The following is a 15639-nucleotide window of genomic DNA, read 5'->3' on the forward strand; positions in this document are numbered from 1 at the left end:
ATCCCAGCGATGGCCTGGACCGACCCCACCGATGTGCTGCTCGTCGAAGACGACCGGCATGTGCTGCTCGCCACCACGCAGAGCCTGAAACTGGCCGGCCTGTCGACGCAGGGCGTCGAGTCCGCCGAGGCGGCGCGTGCGTGGCTGAAGCCGGGCTTCGCCGGCGTCGTCGTCTGCGACGTGCAGCTGCCCGGCGCCAGCGGGCTGCAACTGCTGCATCAGCTGCGCGAGCAGGACCCCGAGCTGCCGGTCATCCTCGTCACCGGCCACGGCGACATCGGCATGGCCGTGGAGGCGATGCGCGACGGGGCCTGGGACTTCATCGAGAAGCCGTTCTCCGCCGAACACCTCGTCGAGGTCGTGCGCCGCGCGCTGGCGCAGCGCCGCCTCGTGCTGGAGAACCGGCGGCTCAAGGCGCAGCTCGGTGGCGGCCCGGCCGACGGTCTGCTGGGTGCCAGCGCCGCGATGGAGCAGGTGCGCACGCTGATCCACACGCTCGGCCCGGCGCGGGTGGATGTGCTCATCCACGGCGAGACCGGCGCCGGCAAGGAAGTGGTGGCCCGCGCGTTGCACGCGGCCAGCGGCGCGCGCGGCGCCTTCGTCGCGATCAACTGCGGCGCGCTGCCCGAGACCGTGTTCGAGTCCGAGATCTTCGGCGCCGAGGCCGGCGCCTACACGGGCGCCAACAAGCGCCGCATCGGCAAGCTGGAGTTCGCCGGCGACGGCACGGTGTTCCTCGACGAGATCGAGTCCATGCCGCTGGCGCTGCAGGTCAAGATGCTGCGTGTGCTGCAGGAGCGCAGCGTCGAGCGGCTGGGCGCGAACACGGCGGTGCCGCTGGCCTGCCGCGTCGTCGCGGCGACCAAGGTGGACCTGCTGGCGCTGGCCGGGGAAGGGCGCTTCCGCGAGGACCTGTTCTACCGCCTCGACGTGGCCAGCATCGCGCTGCCGCCGCTGCGCCAGCGCCGCGAGGACATCCCGCTGCTGCTGGGCCACTTCTGCGCCCAGGCCGCCGAGCGCCTGCAACGCCCCGTGCCGGCGTGGACCGCGGCGCAGCTCGCGGCCTGGGCCGCGCGCGACTGGCCCGGCAACGTGCGCGAGCTGCGCAACTTCGCCGAGCGCTGGGTGCTGGGCCTCGTTAGTGAGTCACCCCCGCCGGCACTGCCGGCCCAGGGCACGGCACCCGCGGCATTGCCGCAGGCGCCGCTGGATGAAGCGCTGGCTGCCGTGGAGCGGCAGTGGGTCATCCAGGCGCTGCGGGAAAGCGGCGGCAACATCGCCAGGGCCGGCGAGCGCCTGGGCCTGGCCCGCAAGACGCTGCACGACCGCATCCGGCGGCTGGGCCTGGACGTCGACGCGTACCGCGGCTAGGCGGCGGCCGCATCGCGGCCGCGATGCGCCCAGCGGTACAGCAGCGGCAGCACCAGCAGCGTCAGCGCCGTCGACGACAGGATGCCGCCGATGACGACGGTGGCCAGCGGCCGCTGCACCTCGGCGCCGGTGCCGGTGGCCAGCGCCATCGGCACGAAGCCCAGCGACGCCACCAGCGCCGTCATCAGCACCGGCCGCAGCCGGGAGATGGCGCCTTCGTGCACGGCCTCGGCCAGCGGCCGGCCCTCGTCGCGCAGCGCGCGGATGAAGCTCAGCATGACCAGCCCGTTCAGCACCGCCACGCCCGACAGCGCGATGAAGCCCACGCCGGCCGAGATGGACAGCGGGATGTCGCGCAGCCACAGCGCCACGATGCCGCCCGTCAGCGCGAACGGCACGCCGGTGAACACCAGCAGGCCGTCGCGCACGTTGCCGAACATCGCGAACAGCAGCAGCGCCACCAGGGCCAGCGCCAGCGGCACGACCAGCTGCAGCCGCGCGGTGGCCGACTGCAGCTGCTCGAAGCTGCCGCCCCACTGCGTCCAGTAGCCCGTGGGCACCTTCACGCGCTGGGCCAGCAGCGCCTGCGCCTCGGCGACGAAGCTGCCGACGTCGCGGCCGCGCACATTGGCCGTCACGACGACGCGACGCTTGCCGTTCTCTCGGCTGACCTGGTTGGCGCCGGGCTGCAGGTCGAACGTCGCCACTTCGCCCAGCTGCACATGGCCGCCGGACGGTAGCCTGATGGGCAGCCGCTTCAGCGCGTCCAGGTCGCCGCGGAGGCTGTCCGGCAGCCGCACCAGCAGGTCGAAGCGCCGGTCGCCCTGGAACACCGCGCCGGCCTCGCGGCCCGCGATGGCCGTGGCCACGGTGTCCTGCACGTCGGCCAGGCTCAGGCCCAGCCGCGCAATGCGGTCCCGCGCGATGTCCACGGTCAGCACCGGCAGGCCGGTGGTCTGCTCCACCTTCACGTCCTGCGCACCGGCCACGCCCTGCAGCGCCTGCGCGATCTGCGCGGCGGTGGCCTCCATGACGGCCATGTCGTCGCCGAACACCTTGACCGCCACGTCGCTGCGCACGCCCGAGATCAGCTCGTTGAAGCGCATCTGGATGGGCTGCGTGAACTCGTAGTTGTTGCCCGGCAGCTTCGCGGCCAGCGCCTGCAGCCGCTCCACCAGCTCGGCCGTGGGCAGCCGGGGCTCGGGCCATTCGCTGCGGGGCTTGAGCATCACGTAGGTGTCGGCCACGTTGGGCGGCATCGGGTCGCTGGCGATCTCGGCCGTGCCCAGCTTGGAGAACACGCGCGCCACCTCGGGTGCTTCCAGCAGCGTGCGCTCCAGCTCCTGCTGCATGCCCACGGCCTGCGTCAGCGACGTGCCGGGGATGCGCATCGCGTGCAGCGTGATGTCGCCCTCGTCCAGGCTGGGCACGAACTCGCTGCCCATGCGCGTGGCCATCAGCGCGCTCAGGGCCACGGCGACGCCGGCCGCCGTCAGCACCAGCGCGGGGTGGGCCAGCGTCCAGCCCAGCAGTGGCGTGTAGCCGCGCCGCGCCCAGGCCATCAGCCGGTTGTCCTTCTCCTCGACCGGGCCGGTCACCAGCAGCGCCACCGCGGCCGGCACGAAGGTGACGGACAGCAGCAGCGCCCCCAGCAGTGCGATGACCACCGTGTAGGCCATCGGGTGGAACATCTTGCCCTCCACGCCGGCGAGCGCAAAGATCGGCAGGTACACCACCATGATGATGAGCTGGCCGTACAGCAGCGGCCGGCGCGCCTCGCGGGCCGCGGCGAACACCTCGGCAAAGCGCTCGTCGCGGGTCAGCAGCCGGCCGGCCGTGGCCTGCGCATGCCCCAGCCGGCGCAGGCAGTTCTCGACGATGACGACGGCGCCGTCGACGATGAGGCCGAAGTCCAGAGCACCCAGGCTCATCAGGTTGGCGCTGACCTTGCCCGCCACCATGCCGCTGAACGTGAACAGCATGGACAGCGGGATGACCGCCGCCGTCAGCACCGCCGCGCGCAGGTTGCCCAGGAACGCGAACAGCACCGCGATGACCAGCAGCGCGCCTTCCAGCAGGTTGGTGCGCACGGTGCGGATGGCCTTGTCGATCAGCGTCGTGCGGTCGTAGACCGTCTGCGCGATGACGCCCGCGGGCAGGCTGCGGTTGATCTCGTCCAGCCGCTGGCCCACGGCCAGCGACACCTCGCGGCTGTTCTCGCCCATCAGCATGAACACCGTGCCCAGCACCACCTCGCGGCCGTTCTCGGTGGCAGCACCGGTGCGCAGCTCCTGGCCGAAGTCCACCTCGGCCACGTCGCGCACGCGCACCGGCACGCCCTGCGCGGTCGTGACGACGATGTCGGCGATGTCGTCCAGCGTCTTCACCTGGCCCGGCGCGCGGATCAGCACCTGCTCGCCGCGCCGCTCGATGTAGCCGGCGCCGACGTTGGCGTTGTTGCGCTCCAGCGCCGTGACCACGTCGGCCAGCGTGAGGCCGCGGGCGGCCAGTCGGTCGGGCCAGGGCGCCACCTGGTACTCGCGGGCAAAGCCGCCGATGGTGTTGATCTCCGTCACGCCCGGCACCGTGCGCAGCTGCGGCTTGACGATCCAGTCCTGGATCTCGCGCAGGTCCGTCGGCGTGTAGGGCGTGCCGTCGGGCTTGAGCGCGCCGGGCTTGGCCTCCACGGTCCACATGGTGATCTCGCCCAGGCCCGTGGAGATGGGCCCCAGCGTGGGTGTCAGCCCCGCGGGCAGCGCGGCCCGGGCCTGCTGCACACGCTCGGCCACCAGCTGGCGGGCGAAGTAGATGTCGGTGCCGTCCCTGAACACGACGGTGACCTGCGACAGCCCGTAGCGTGACAGTGAGCGCGTCTCCTGCAGCCGCGGCAGGCCGGCCATGGCCGTCTCGATGGCGACGGTGACGCGCTGCTCGGCCTCCAGCGGCGAGTAGCCCGGCGCCTCGGTGTTGATCTGCACCTGCACGTTGGTGATGTCGGGCACGGCGTCGATGGGCAGGCGCTGGTAGGCGGCCACGCCGGCCAGGGCCATGCCCAGCACGGCCAGCAGCACGCCCCAGCGCTGCGCGATGGCGAAGCGGATGAGTCTTTCGAACATGATGGGTTCCTCAGTGCTCGTGCGAGGCCTCGGACTTGCCGAGCTCGGCCTTCACGAGGAAGCTGTTCTTCGCTGCGTAGCGCTCGCCGGCCGCGAGGCCGCTCACGATCTCGACATGCCGGCTGTCGGCGCGCCCGGTCTGCACCGGCAGCGCGTCGAACTGCTGGCCACGCCGCGCGAACACGACGGCGCGGCCCTCCAGCGTCTGCACCGCGTCGGCACTCACGGCCACCGCCACGTCCGCCTCGCCGTGGCTCAGCGTCACGTTGACCGGCAGCCCCGGCCGCCAGACGCCCTGGGGGTTGGGCAGCACCAGCCGCGCCGTGGCGCTGCGGCTCTGCTCGCCCACCAGCGCGCCGACATAGCTGAGCCGGCCTTCGCCTTCCGCGTCGACCGCCGCGGCCTTCACGCGTGCGGTGGCACCGGTCTGCAAACGTGCCAGGTCTTGCGCGGGCACGATCAGCTCCACCCACACGCTGGACAGGTCGGCCAGCTGGAACACGGCGGCGTCCTCCTTGACCGCCTCGCCGACGCTGATCCTGCGGTCGACGATGACGCCGGCGATGGGCGCGCGGATTTCCAGCTGCGCCAGCCCTTGCGTGCCGGTGCTTGTGGAGGCACCCAGTGCCGCGAGCTTCTGGCGCTCGCGTTCGGCGGTGATCTCGGCCTCCTGCAGCGCCTGGCGCGCGGCCAGGTAGTCCTGCTGTGCGGAGATCTTGTCCTCCCACAGCTTCTTCTCGCGCTCGTGCGTCTGGCGGGCCAGCGCCAGGCGCTTCTCGGACGCCAGCGCCTCGGCGCGCTGGTCGGCCAGCGTCGGGCTGGTGATGACGGCCAGCACCTGGCCGCGCTGCACGCGGTCGCCGGCGCTCACGCGCACGGCCTGCACGACGCCTGCCAGCCGCGGCGTGACGACGACGCTGCGGTCCTGGTTCAGCTTCACCTCGCCCAGCAGCGCCAGCGTGCCGGCGATGCGCGCCGGGCCCGCCGTGGCGAGCTGGATGCCGTTGTGGCGCAGCTGCTCGTCGGTGATGCCAGCGCGCTGCTGGGCTTCAGCGTGCGCGGCCGGCGCGGAGGCGGCGGGCTGGGGCTTGTCGTGATCGTGGTCGTGGTCGTGATCTTCCTTGGCCGTCTCGGCGTGGTCATGGTCATGGCCGCCCGCGCCGGGCGTGCCGCCGCGCAGGATGGCCGCCCCGGCGAGCAGCCCGAGGGCCAGCACGGCGGCGATGGCCAGCTTGTTCTTCGTGTTCATCATCAATCCTTGCTGTCTTGGGGGGCGCGGCCCAGCAGGCGCGCCAGGTCGGCGGCGGCGCGGTGGGCGTCGGCGGTGTGTTGCAGTTGCTGGCGGCGCAGCTGGACCAGGCTGCGCTGCGCGTCCAGCACGTCCAGGAAGGCGAACTTGCCCAGCTCGTAGCCCTTCAGCGCGGTGTCGTAGGCGGTCTGCGCGACGGGCAGCGCGTCGTCGGCCAGCAGCCGCGCCTGCTCGCGGCTGGCGCGCAGCCGCTCGGCGGCGGCGGCCACGTCGGCCTGCAGCTTCAGCGAGGTGGCGGTCAACGCCTCGCGGGCCTGGTCTTCGCGGCGCAGGGCCTCCAGCAGGCTGCCCTGGTTGCGGTCGGCCAGCGGCAGCGGCAGCGAGAAGCCGATGACGGCCTGCGTGCGGCCCAGCTCGGCGTCGCGCTTGGCGCCGACGGTGACCGTGACGTCGGGCGTGCGCCGGGCGCGCTCGCCGTCGGTCAGTGCCTGGCGGCGCGCGATGTCCAGCCGCGCGATCTGCAGCGCCGGCGCATCGGCCAGCCAGGCGGCCAGCTGTGCCTCGGACGGCTGGGCGGGCAGGGAGCCCGCATCGCCCTCGGCATGGGTGACGGCCTGCGGGCCCTGGCCCCACAGCGCGGCCAGCCGCGCGCGGGCCAGCTGGCCTTCGCTGAGGGCCTGGGCCAGCTCGGCACGGGCCTGCGCCTCGGCGACGCGGGCCTTGGCCACCTCCAGCGGCGGCACCTTGCCTGCCTGCAGGCGCTCGTCGGCGGCGCCCGCGGCGTCCTGCGCCAGCTTGACGCCGGCCTCGGCCAGCTGCCGTTGCGCCTCGGCGCCCAGCAGCTCGAAGAAGGCCGTGGCCACGGCCGCGCGCACATCGGCCTGCCGGGCGGCCAGCGCCACGGCCGCCTGCTCGCGGGCCTGAGCGGCGGCGGCCTGGCGCGCGGCGCGCTTGCCGCCCAGCTCGATGGCCTGGCTCAGCTGCACGGTCGTCGTGCGCGTGGCGGCGCGGGTGTCCTCCAGCAGCACGCCCAGCTCGGGGTTGGGGCGGGCGCCGGCCTGCGCTTCAGCGCCTTGCAGCGCCTGCAGCTCCAGCCGCGCATGTGCCAGGTCGGGGTTTTGGGTCAGGGCCAGGGCTTGCGCCTCGGCCAGCGTGATGGCGTCGCAGACGCCGGGGGCCAGCGCGAACAGCAGCGCTGGAAGAAGGAATCGCATCGAACTCTCCGGTGATGGAACAACGGCAGGCGGTTCGGCGCGTCAGGCACCCGGCGGGTGCCTCGCTTCAACAACGGGAAAAGGGGAGGGAAGCGGCGCGCCGACTCAGGCGCGCAGCCAGTTGGGGCGTTCCAGCCCCGGCGGGATGTGGGACTTTGGCCGCAGCACCTGCGCCGGCGCGGGTGCGGGCTGCTGGGACCCCGTCAGGCGGCCTGCGTCGGCCAGCGGCGTGGCGCAGCCGGTGTGGTGGCAGTGGCAATGGCCGGCGGTGTCGCAGACCGGATGGGCGTCGGTTGATGCCGTCGCGTGCGCCGCCTCGCCGCTCAGCACCGCGGCGTTCTGGCTGGCCAGCTCGTCCACGCAGCACAGCGCCGCACCGGCCCACGACAGCTGGGCTGTCACGAGCAGGGCGAGGAGGGCGAGGAACCAGCGGCGCATGGCGGCGGATTCTAGGAGAGCCGCCGCGCGGCAATCAGCTGGTGGGGCCTTCCAGCAGCGCGTCGCGCAGGTTGGCGTCGGCCGGCGAGCTGCCGAACCAGATGCGCAGCACGAAGGTGAAGAACTCGTCGTCGCCCACCGGCTCGCCCTGCGGCTGGCCCTGGATGTAGAACTGCGTGCCCTTGCCCGGCACGAAGTCCATCGTGAAGGTGTCGCCCGGCATCAGCTTGGGCTTGCCGGAGAAGATCTCGATGAGGCGCGTCGTCGCCAGCGTGTGGCGCGTGAGCTGCTGGCTGGGCGTGTTGTCGCTGATGCCGCGCAGGAACAGGCGCCCCAGCTCCGTGCCGGGCAGCTCGCGCAGCGCGGTGAACTGCAGCCGCTTGGGGCCCGCCAGCGCGAACAGGTCGGCGGCTGTCGTGACGCGCTTCGTCGTGTACAGGCCCATGTCGTAGGCCTTGAACACCAGGCGCACGCGCGTGCCCTTGCCGTTGAGCTGCAGCGTGCTGCCGCCCAGCTGCGTGGTGGCGTCGAACTTGCTGGTGGTGGGCGCGGCGGTGGCCTGCAGGCACAGCACCGTGCCGGCGATCAGGGCGGCGGTGCGGGCGTGGGTGGCCAGGGCCTGAAGCTGGGTCATGTCTCCTCCGATGGATGTCTTGTCGTCGTCGCGCCGATGCGGCCGGACGGATTCTGCGTGCACGGCCGCGGCCGGGAGTTACCTTTTGTGGTGGCTGTTCCCTGCGTCAGGCGTGAATCCTCACGACGCGCGCGGGCCGGCCCTTGGCCTCGCGGGCGCGCAGCTGGCCGCAACCGCCTTCCACATCCTGGCCGGCGGAGTCGCGCAGCTTGGTCAGCACGCCGCGCGCCGACAGCTCGGCCGCGATGGCGCGCGCGCGCTCCCAGCTGGGGCGCTGGAAGGGCAGGCCCTCGTTGCTGTTGAACGGGATCATGTTCAGCAGCCCGTAGCGGCCCTTGAGCAGCCGCACGATGCCGTCCAGTTCTTCCGGCCCGTCGTTGACGCCGTCCAGCAGCGTCCACTGGTACTGGATGGGGTAGCCGCTGGCGCGGGCATAGGCGTCGGCCGCGTCGACGAGTTCTTCGGGCGTGAGGCGCGGCGCGCGCGGCAGCAGGTCGGCGCGCTTGGTCGCATCCGTCGTGTGCAGCGACAGCGCCAGCGCCGGCTTCACGTCGGCCTCGTTCAGCGCGGCGAAGGCGCGCTCGTCGCCCACCGTCGAGAACACCAGCTGCTTGTGCCCGAAGCCGCCCTCGCGGCCCAGCAGCGTGATCGCGTCCAGCACGCTGGCGAGGTTGTGCGCGGGCTCGCCCATGCCCATGAAGACGACCTTCTTCAGCCGCGGGTTGCGGCGCCGCGCCAGCACCACCTGCGCGACGATCTCGGCGCTGCCGACCTGGCGGATCAAGCCGTCCACGCCGGTCATGCAGAACCGGCAGCCCACCGCGCAGCCCACCTGGCTGGACACGCAGACGCCATCGCGTGGCAGCAGCACGGTCTCCACCGTCTGGCCGTCATGCAGGCCCAGCAGCAGCCGCGCCGACACACCGTCGCCGCCGGCATGCTCGCTCTTCACGGCCAGCAGCCCGTCCAGCTCGGCGAACAGGCCCGGCAGCGTCTCCATGACGGCCTTGGGCAGCCAGCCCTGCAGCGGCTGCTTGCCGGCGTCCAGCGGCAGGTTCTGCACCCAGTGGCGCAGCACGCGGCTTTCATGGGTGGGGTTGGCGCCCAGCGCGCGCAGGCGCTGGCGGAGGTCGGAGATCAGCATGGAATCTTGGATTGTCCCTGCAGCCGCGCCGCCGCATCGGAATCGATGCTTCGACGGCCCCTATGCGTGCCCGCAAGTCGCAGCAGCGCGTTGCCTACCTGCTGCTCTAATTCCGCGAATGACTACAGACTTTCGTAGCGTGCGCTGCTATGCCCTGGTGCCTGCTGCCGGCGTCGGCGAGCGCTCCGGCGCCGGCATGCCTAAGCAATACGTCGAGATTGCCGGTAGGCCCATGCTGGCGCACACGCTGGCCGCACTGGCTGCTGTGCCGCGCATCGAGCAGACACTGGTGGTGCTATCACCGGCCGACGATCTCTTCGAGACGGCAGTGCCGGGGCACGCGGGCTGGGCTGCCCGCGTCGGCGGCGCCAGCCGCGCTGAGAGTGTGCTTGGCGGACTGTCCGAGCTGCGTCGCCGCGGCGTTCAGGACAACGAATGGGTGCTGGTGCACGACGCCGCGCGCTGCTTGCTGAGGCCAGAATGGGTGAATGCGCTGATCGATGCGTGCCTGCCTGACGCCGTTGGCGGATTGCTGGCGCAGCCCATCGCCGATACGTTGAAGGCGGGCGATGTCGACGGTCGCGTCACGTCTACCGTAGATCGCCGCGACAAGTGGGCGGCGCAGACGCCGCAGATGTTCCGGCTCGGCCCGGTGGAGCAGGCGCTCCGGGCCATGGGCGCTGTTGCGACAGATGAGGCTAGCGCAATCGAGGCTCTGGGTTTGGCCCCCAGATTGGTGCGCGCGTCGATGGCCAACTTCAAGGTCACGTGGCCGGAAGACTTTTCGCTCGCCGAGGCCTTGCTTTCACGTCACGGTGCTGAGGGCATGACCACGGCGTAGATCGTGTTGCCATGCCAGCGCAGCCAGACGGCGGCCGTGCCCACCGTACCGTGGGATTGGTGTGCCGGCTCGGCAGGCAAATCGCTTGCCGCCCAATCCGGCATCTCAAGGCCGGGCGGCAGGCGCCAGATACCAGGGCCGCGCGGGCCATTCGCGCCAGTGCTCAGCCCCATAGACTCATTCAGCCGTTGCCATTCCGCCTCATCGCCCGCGCCTACCAGGTAGTAGCCGGCGGGTTGGTGATCGGGGTCAGGTTGCCACGCGGTTACACGAGCCGACTTGATGAGTAATGCGCCGGTTGCGCCCATCAGTTGCGCCAGTTGCTGGGTCGAAGATCGTTCGAAGAACATGTGAGGCCTCTTTGTGTAGAGGATGGCTGCAGCTGTCGATGCAAAGGCAACAAGGGCCAGCCCGACACCCCGTCGACGCATCATCATTCGGCGTTGCCGAGTTGCGCGTCCATGCTCGCCAGTCGGTCTGGCACCGCTTTGGGAGCGCCCCCCACCCACTGCACGGAGGTCGAATCCTGATCTTGGGAAAACTCGACCTTCTCGCTTTGTATCTTGAACCCCTGGCCCGGCAGCGTGTAGTGAGCAAAGCGCGTTTTCACCTCGCCCTGAAAGCTGCGTCCGCCGGTTGAGAAATCCTTGGGGTCAAAGTCCCACTCGTCGTAGAAGCTCATCTTGCCGCTTGCCGTCCAGCTGCCGTCGGGCAGCACCGTGAGGTGGCCCTCGACGATGGCGGTGAACTGGCCCAGCGAGCCGTTGGTGAGTGCGCCCGCCAGCACGCCCTGCTTGAAGTTGCTGCCTGAACCGCTGGCCACGGAGCTGCTCAGCAGGGCCCTGAACGCAGAAGAACGCAGCAAGGTGATGTATGGGTTGCAATCCACCATTTCCTGCTTGGTCAGCGTTAGCGTCGCGCCGCGCCCGTACACGTAGTGGCGGACCAGCTTCTTCGGTAGGTAGTGATGGAAGAACGAGGCAAAGAACTCATAGGCCACCCGATTGCGCAGGTCCTCCGGGAGCCGGGCAATTAGCGCCAGTTGCGCTTCAAGGTCGTTTCCCAGTTTGCGCAGTTCCTGGCGGATAACTTCGCATGCGATGTCCACCGCGATGGGAAGCGACCGGGTCACAGCTCGTCGGGCCTCCTGCCGCAGCCAGTTCCGCAATTGATTCGCGATGGCGTCGGGGCCTGGCGGCAGGGATGCCGTGCGGGCCAGCGTGCCACTGTCCACGAGCAATTGAGTGATGCCGCCAAGAGGCGATGCAGACCGAAACCCTGACATGTCAGCTCCGTTCTAGGCCGCCAGATGTTTGAGTGTCGCAGCTCAGGGGCGGGGTGCGAATTACCACGTCGGCCCCAGCAGCAGATAAGCCGACGTCTGCCCGCCGCGTGTCGAGCCCAGTGCCAGGAAGAACGGCCCGAAGCGCGTGTCCACGCTGAGGAAGCCGCTGACGGCCTGTTGCCAGCCGTCGCGTGGCAGGTTGGAGAGCTTGAGCCCGGTGCCGGCGCCGACCGCGCCGGTCTCCAGCGAGAAGCCCACGCGCACCGCGCCGCCCAGGCCCACCGGCATCTCACCGATGCGCCGCGCCATGACGACGCGGGCCAGCACCATGTTCTCGCCCAGCAGCGAGCCGTCCGGCGTGCCCGACAGTCGCAGGTAGCCGCCCAGCGAGCGCGCCTGGCCGCGCTCGGCGTGCGCGAACTCGCCATACAGCTGGCCGGCCCACTCGCCGAGGCGGAAGGCCGTCAGGCCCAGCAGCGAGGCGTTGATGACATGCCCTTCGCCGCGCGGCCGCAGCCATTCGATGCGCGCCGTCGTCCACTGGCCGCGGCTGGGGAAGGCCAGCGAGTCCAGCGTGTCGGTGTGCAGCTCCAGGTATTGCTGGCTGTAGCTCTTGGACGCCCGCCCGCCGGTGATGATGGGCAGCACGACCTCGTCGCTGGCGCGCAGCCGGCCCAGCCCGAAACGCACGTCGCCCAGGCCGGCCACGCGGTGGCCCAGCTCCAGCTGCGCGCTGGTCAGGCTGCTGGACAGCCGCAGCGCGCGCTGGCCCTGGTAGAACACGTCGTTGGCGCCAGCCTCGTAGGCCAGCTTGGCACTGGCGAACCAGCGCGAGCCCGGGCCCAGCGGCTGGTAGAACTCGGTGTTGAGGCCGCGCGTGGTGCCGATGCGCGCCACGCTGCGCAGCTCGGCGCCCCAGCGGTTCAGCCAGTTGGCCACGTGCATGGCCACCAGCGAGTAGCTGCTCGCGTCGGCGAAGTCGCTGTACAGCTCCAGCCCCAGGCGCAAGCGGCTGGCGGCCCAGTCGGCCTCGGTGACCTTGAACTCGATGTTGCGCCGGCCGTCGCGGTCCTCGATCTCGGTCTCGATGCGCTCCAGGTCGCCGGTGCCGTCCAGTCGCTCCACGGCGCGCGCCAGCTCCGCACGGCCCACCGTGTCGCCGGGCTGCAGCGCGAGCTCGGCACGCAGCGCCTCGGCGTTGGTGCGGCGGGTGCCGCTGATTTTGATGTCGCCCAGCGGCAGCGGCGGCAGCGCCGACTCGGGCACGCCCAGGCGGCGGGCCTGCAGCGCGGCCTGCGCGGCGGGCGCGGCCAGCGTGGCCAGCCGCTCGCCCGCGGCCAGCGCGGCGCGCCGCCCAGTGGCCAGGGCCTCGTCCGCGCGCGAGAAATCCATGAACCCCATGCCGCCCAGGTCGGGGTCGATGACGATGTCCTGCGGCCGCAGCTCTTGCAGCGAGCGCTGCACGTTCTGCTCGGTCAGGATCTGCAGCATCTGGTTGGCCACCATGACGGCGCTGGTGATCTCGCGTTCCTCCAGCAGCGGCGTGCCGACGTTGACGGCGATGACGATGTCGGCGCCCAGCTGGCGTGCCAGGTCGATGGGCAGGTTGCGCACCAGGCCGCCGTCCACCAGCGGGCGGCCGTTCACGCGCAGCGGCGAGAACACGCCGGGCACGGCCATCGACGCACGCAGCGCCTCGAACAGCGGCGTGTCGGCCTGGTCCAGCATGGCGCCGGACAGCAGGTCGGTGGCCACCGCGCGGAACGGGATGGGCAGGCGGCGCAGCGGGTCGTCCATGCGTGTGGCGGGCAGCAGCGACGACAGCGTGGCCTCCAGTTGGCCGTTGCCGGCGGCCCCGGCGGGCAGCTGCGCGCCCTTGGCCAGGCTGACGCCGAACTCGATGCGCGAGGGCAGGCGCTCGTCGTCCTCGCGGCGGCGGATGGCCAGGCGCTCGCGTGCCGGGCGGTCGGCCAGGATGGCGCCCCAGTTGGCGCTCTTCACCAGCGCCTCCAGCTCGTCCACGCTGCGGCCCGACGCATAGGCGCCGCCGACGACGGCGCCCATGCTGGTGCCGACGATGAGGTCCACCGGCACCTGCAGCTCCTCCAGCACGCGCAGCACGCCGATGTGGGCCAGGCCGCGCGCGCCGCCGCCCGACAGCACGAGGCCTATCCGGGGCCTGGCAGTGGCAGCAGCGGCGGCTGGCGGTGCGGCGGGCGCGGGTGTCTGGGCCCAGGCGCTGGTGCAGGCCAGCAGCGCCAGCAGGGCGAGCGGTGAAGGGAGGGAGATGCGGAGCAGGGGTCGGCGCATGGCGCCGCACCATAGCAGGCGGCCATGACTTCAGCGCACGCCGAACTCGGCCAGGTCGCCGTTGTGGCGCAGCTTCTGCACGGCCTGCCGAAGCCGGTCGATGGTGGGGGCGGGCACTTCCAGGTTGCAGGCCAGGTAGCCATCGATGCGGACGGTGCTGAACAGCGCCTTGATGGGCGTGCCGCCCGCCGCGCTGGCGGCCGCCTCGGCCACGAGCTGGTGCGAGTACCAGTAGTCCACCCGGCCGGCCTGCAGCATCCGCAGCGCGCTGAGGGTGTTCGTCACTTCCTGGGCGGCCACGCCCTGCTCGCGCAGCTGCGCGGCCGTGACCGTCTCGCGCAGCACGACGACGGGCCTGCCGCGCAGCGCGCCCAGCTCCGGCGCCGCTGGCGCCGAGTCCGCACGGCCGTAGACGATGAAGTCTGCCCGCGAGACGGGGCTCACCCACTGGAAGCGGGCCTCCCGCTCGGGCGTGCGGGTCATGCCCAGCACGCAGCTGTTCGGCTCGACCAGCACGCTTTGCCAGGCCCGGGCGATGGGCAGGCTGGCGGCTTCCAGGCGGACGTCGCTCGCGCGGCCGAGCTTGGTGATCAGCGCGCCGCCGGGGCCGCCGATGCGCCCGTCTTCCGCCACGTCGAAAAGGCCGGGCACCGGGTACACCAGCATGCGCAGCGGCGTGTCGGCCGGCGCGCCGCCGAACGCGGCCGCGGCCCACAGGCCGGCCAGCGGGCTGAGCAGGGCGCGGCGGGCGGTCGGCATGGCGCGAGGTTAGCGCGTGGTGCGCCGCTTTGCGCGGACAATCCTGCGCATGATTTCCGCGACCGCCCTGCGCATCGGCGAAGGCTGGGACACCCACCAGCTCGTCACCGGCCGCCCGCTCATCCTGGGCGGCATCACCGTTCCCCACACCCACGGCCTGCTGGGCCATTCCGACGCCGACGCGCTGGCGCACGCCATCACCGACGCGCTGCTGGGCGCCGCCGCCTTGGGCGACATCGGCAAGCTGTTCCCCGACACGGCGGCCGAGTTCAAAGGCGCCGATTCCATGGTGCTGCTGGCCGAGGCCTACCGCCGCGTGCGCGAGGCGGGCTGGCAGCTGGTGAACCTGGACACCACCATCGTCGCCCAGGCGCCCAAGATGGCGCCGCACATCCCGGCCATGCGCGCGCGGCTGGCCGAGGTGCTGGGCGTGGACGTGGGGCAGGTCAACGTGAAGGCCAAGACGGCCGAGAAGATGGGCCCGGTGGGCGAAGGCCGCGCGATCGAGGCGCGCGCCGTCTGCCTGCTGGCAGCGGCTTCAGCGTAAGCCGAACTCCGCCAGTTCGCCGTTGCGGCGCAGCTGCGCGATGGCGGCGTCCAGCGCGGCGACCGCGGCCGGGTCGGAGGCCGGGTGGCAGCCCATGTAGAGGTCGATGCGGCCGAAGTTGTAGAGCTGCTTGGGCACCGGCCCGCCCTCGGCGCGGATGACGAACTGCGCCGCCAGGTCGTTGGCAAGCCAGTAGTCCACGCGACGCGCCTGCAGCATGCGCAGCCCGGTGGTGTTGTCCTTGACCTCCGTCGCGGGGATGCCTTGCGACCGGAGCCAGTCCGCTGGCGCGGATTCGCGCAGCACGACGATGCTGCTGCCGCGCAGTTCCTGCGGGTGCTGGAGGCTGCGCGTGTCGTCGGCCCGGGCGAAAACGGCCGTGGCGCCGCGCGCCCAGGGGCCTGCCCACATGAACATCGACTCCCGCTCCGGCGTGCGCGTCACGGCGACCATGCAGTGGCCGGGGTGTTGCTTGACGGTCAGCATCGCGCGCGGGACCGGCATGAACTGCTGGTTGAGCGTCACGCCGCTGAGCGCCTGCAGGCGCTCCAGCATCGCGCCACCGGGACCGCCCGGGCCCTTGCCCGGTGCCGACTCGAAGACGCCGGCGTTGGGATAGACCAGCATCTCCAGCACCCGCGGCTGCGCCAGCGCGGTGGCGGCGTGCAGCAGCAGCGCGAGCAGGAGGGCGACCCGTGGCATGGCGGCAGGCGCGGCGCCTAGCGTTTGAA

General features: G+C 71.8%; 14 protein-coding genes. 3 read left to right on the forward strand and 11 right to left on the reverse strand.

Annotated features, from left to right (window positions below; genetic code table 11):
* The first annotated feature begins 9 nt into the window (after positions 1-9).
* The gene (locus AC1Q7O_RS03660) at positions 10-1371 is read left to right on the forward strand and encodes a sigma-54-dependent transcriptional regulator (RefSeq protein ID WP_492659110.1); all 1362 of its coding nucleotides are present in this window, start codon (positions 10-12) and stop codon (positions 1369-1371) included.
* On the opposite strand, the gene AC1Q7O_RS03665 is transcribed toward AC1Q7O_RS03660, so the two are convergent.
* From AC1Q7O_RS03665 to AC1Q7O_RS03690, 6 genes are all read right to left on the reverse strand, one after another.
* Entirely contained in the window at positions 1368-4487 is a 3120-nt protein-coding gene (locus AC1Q7O_RS03665) for an efflux RND transporter permease subunit (protein WP_492659111.1), read from the reverse strand. The two genes, AC1Q7O_RS03660 and AC1Q7O_RS03665, sit on opposite strands and share 4 nt — an antisense overlap.
* Before the next feature lie 10 nt (positions 4488-4497).
* The gene (locus AC1Q7O_RS03670) at positions 4498-5736 is read right to left on the reverse strand and encodes an efflux RND transporter periplasmic adaptor subunit (RefSeq protein ID WP_492659112.1); all 1239 of its coding nucleotides are present in this window, start codon (positions 5734-5736) and stop codon (positions 4498-4500) included.
* A gap of 2 nt (positions 5737-5738) precedes the next feature.
* A complete protein-coding gene (locus AC1Q7O_RS03675) occupies positions 5739-6950 on the reverse strand; it encodes a TolC family protein (RefSeq protein ID WP_492659113.1) in 1212 nt (403 codons plus the stop codon).
* 105 nt (positions 6951-7055) lie between these two features.
* Positions 7056-7388, reverse strand: coding sequence for a hypothetical protein (locus AC1Q7O_RS03680; protein WP_492659114.1), 333 nt, complete (start codon positions 7386-7388; stop codon positions 7056-7058).
* Positions 7389-7422: 34 nt separating this feature from the next.
* Positions 7423-8022: a chalcone isomerase family protein gene (locus AC1Q7O_RS03685; RefSeq protein ID WP_492659115.1), complete on the reverse strand. Its 600-nt coding sequence runs from the start codon at positions 8020-8022 to the stop codon at positions 7423-7425.
* 106 nt (positions 8023-8128) lie between these two features.
* On the reverse strand, positions 8129-9166 hold the full coding sequence (locus AC1Q7O_RS03690; RefSeq protein ID WP_492659116.1) for an RNA methyltransferase: 1038 nt from the start codon (positions 9164-9166) through the stop codon (positions 8129-8131).
* A gap of 118 nt (positions 9167-9284) precedes the next feature.
* On the opposite strand from AC1Q7O_RS03690, the gene ispD reads away from it, so the two are divergent.
* Entirely contained in the window at positions 9285-10007 is a 723-nt protein-coding gene (gene ispD, locus AC1Q7O_RS03695) for a 2-C-methyl-D-erythritol 4-phosphate cytidylyltransferase (protein WP_492659117.1), read from the forward strand.
* On the opposite strand, the gene AC1Q7O_RS03700 is transcribed toward ispD, so the two are convergent.
* From AC1Q7O_RS03700 to AC1Q7O_RS03715, 4 genes are all read right to left on the reverse strand, one after another.
* On the reverse strand, positions 9977-10357 hold the full coding sequence (locus tag AC1Q7O_RS03700; protein WP_492659118.1) for a hypothetical protein: 381 nt from the start codon (positions 10355-10357) through the stop codon (positions 9977-9979). The two genes, ispD and AC1Q7O_RS03700, sit on opposite strands and share 31 nt — an antisense overlap.
* A gap of 83 nt (positions 10358-10440) precedes the next feature.
* Positions 10441-11292 carry a hypothetical protein gene (locus tag AC1Q7O_RS03705; RefSeq protein WP_492659119.1) on the reverse strand — a complete coding sequence of 284 codons (852 nt, stop codon included), beginning with the start codon at positions 11290-11292 and terminating at the stop codon, positions 10441-10443.
* Positions 11293-11352: 60 nt separating this feature from the next.
* On the reverse strand, positions 11353-13602 hold the full coding sequence (locus AC1Q7O_RS03710) for a patatin-like phospholipase family protein (protein WP_492659120.1): 2250 nt from the start codon (positions 13600-13602) through the stop codon (positions 11353-11355).
* 30 nt (positions 13603-13632) lie between these two features.
* Positions 13633-14361: a substrate-binding periplasmic protein gene (locus tag AC1Q7O_RS03715; protein WP_492659121.1), complete on the reverse strand. Its 729-nt coding sequence runs from the start codon at positions 14359-14361 to the stop codon at positions 13633-13635.
* A 49-nt stretch (positions 14362-14410) separates the two neighbouring features.
* Here AC1Q7O_RS03715 and ispF point away from each other — a divergent pair, with 49 nt between their 5' ends.
* Positions 14411-14908 (forward strand): 2-C-methyl-D-erythritol 2,4-cyclodiphosphate synthase, encoded by a 498-nt coding sequence (ispF, locus tag AC1Q7O_RS03720; RefSeq protein WP_492659122.1) that lies wholly within the window; start codon positions 14411-14413, stop codon positions 14906-14908.
* Here the strand turns inward: ispF and AC1Q7O_RS03725 are convergent.
* Positions 14900-15610, reverse strand: a complete 711-nt coding sequence (locus tag AC1Q7O_RS03725) for a substrate-binding periplasmic protein (RefSeq protein ID WP_492659123.1) — start codon at positions 15608-15610, stop codon at positions 14900-14902. The genes ispF and AC1Q7O_RS03725 overlap by 9 nt on opposite strands.
* Between the last annotated feature and the right edge of the window lie 29 nt (positions 15611-15639).

The organism is Roseateles sp. GW823-FHT07B05 (assembly GCF_058794515.1).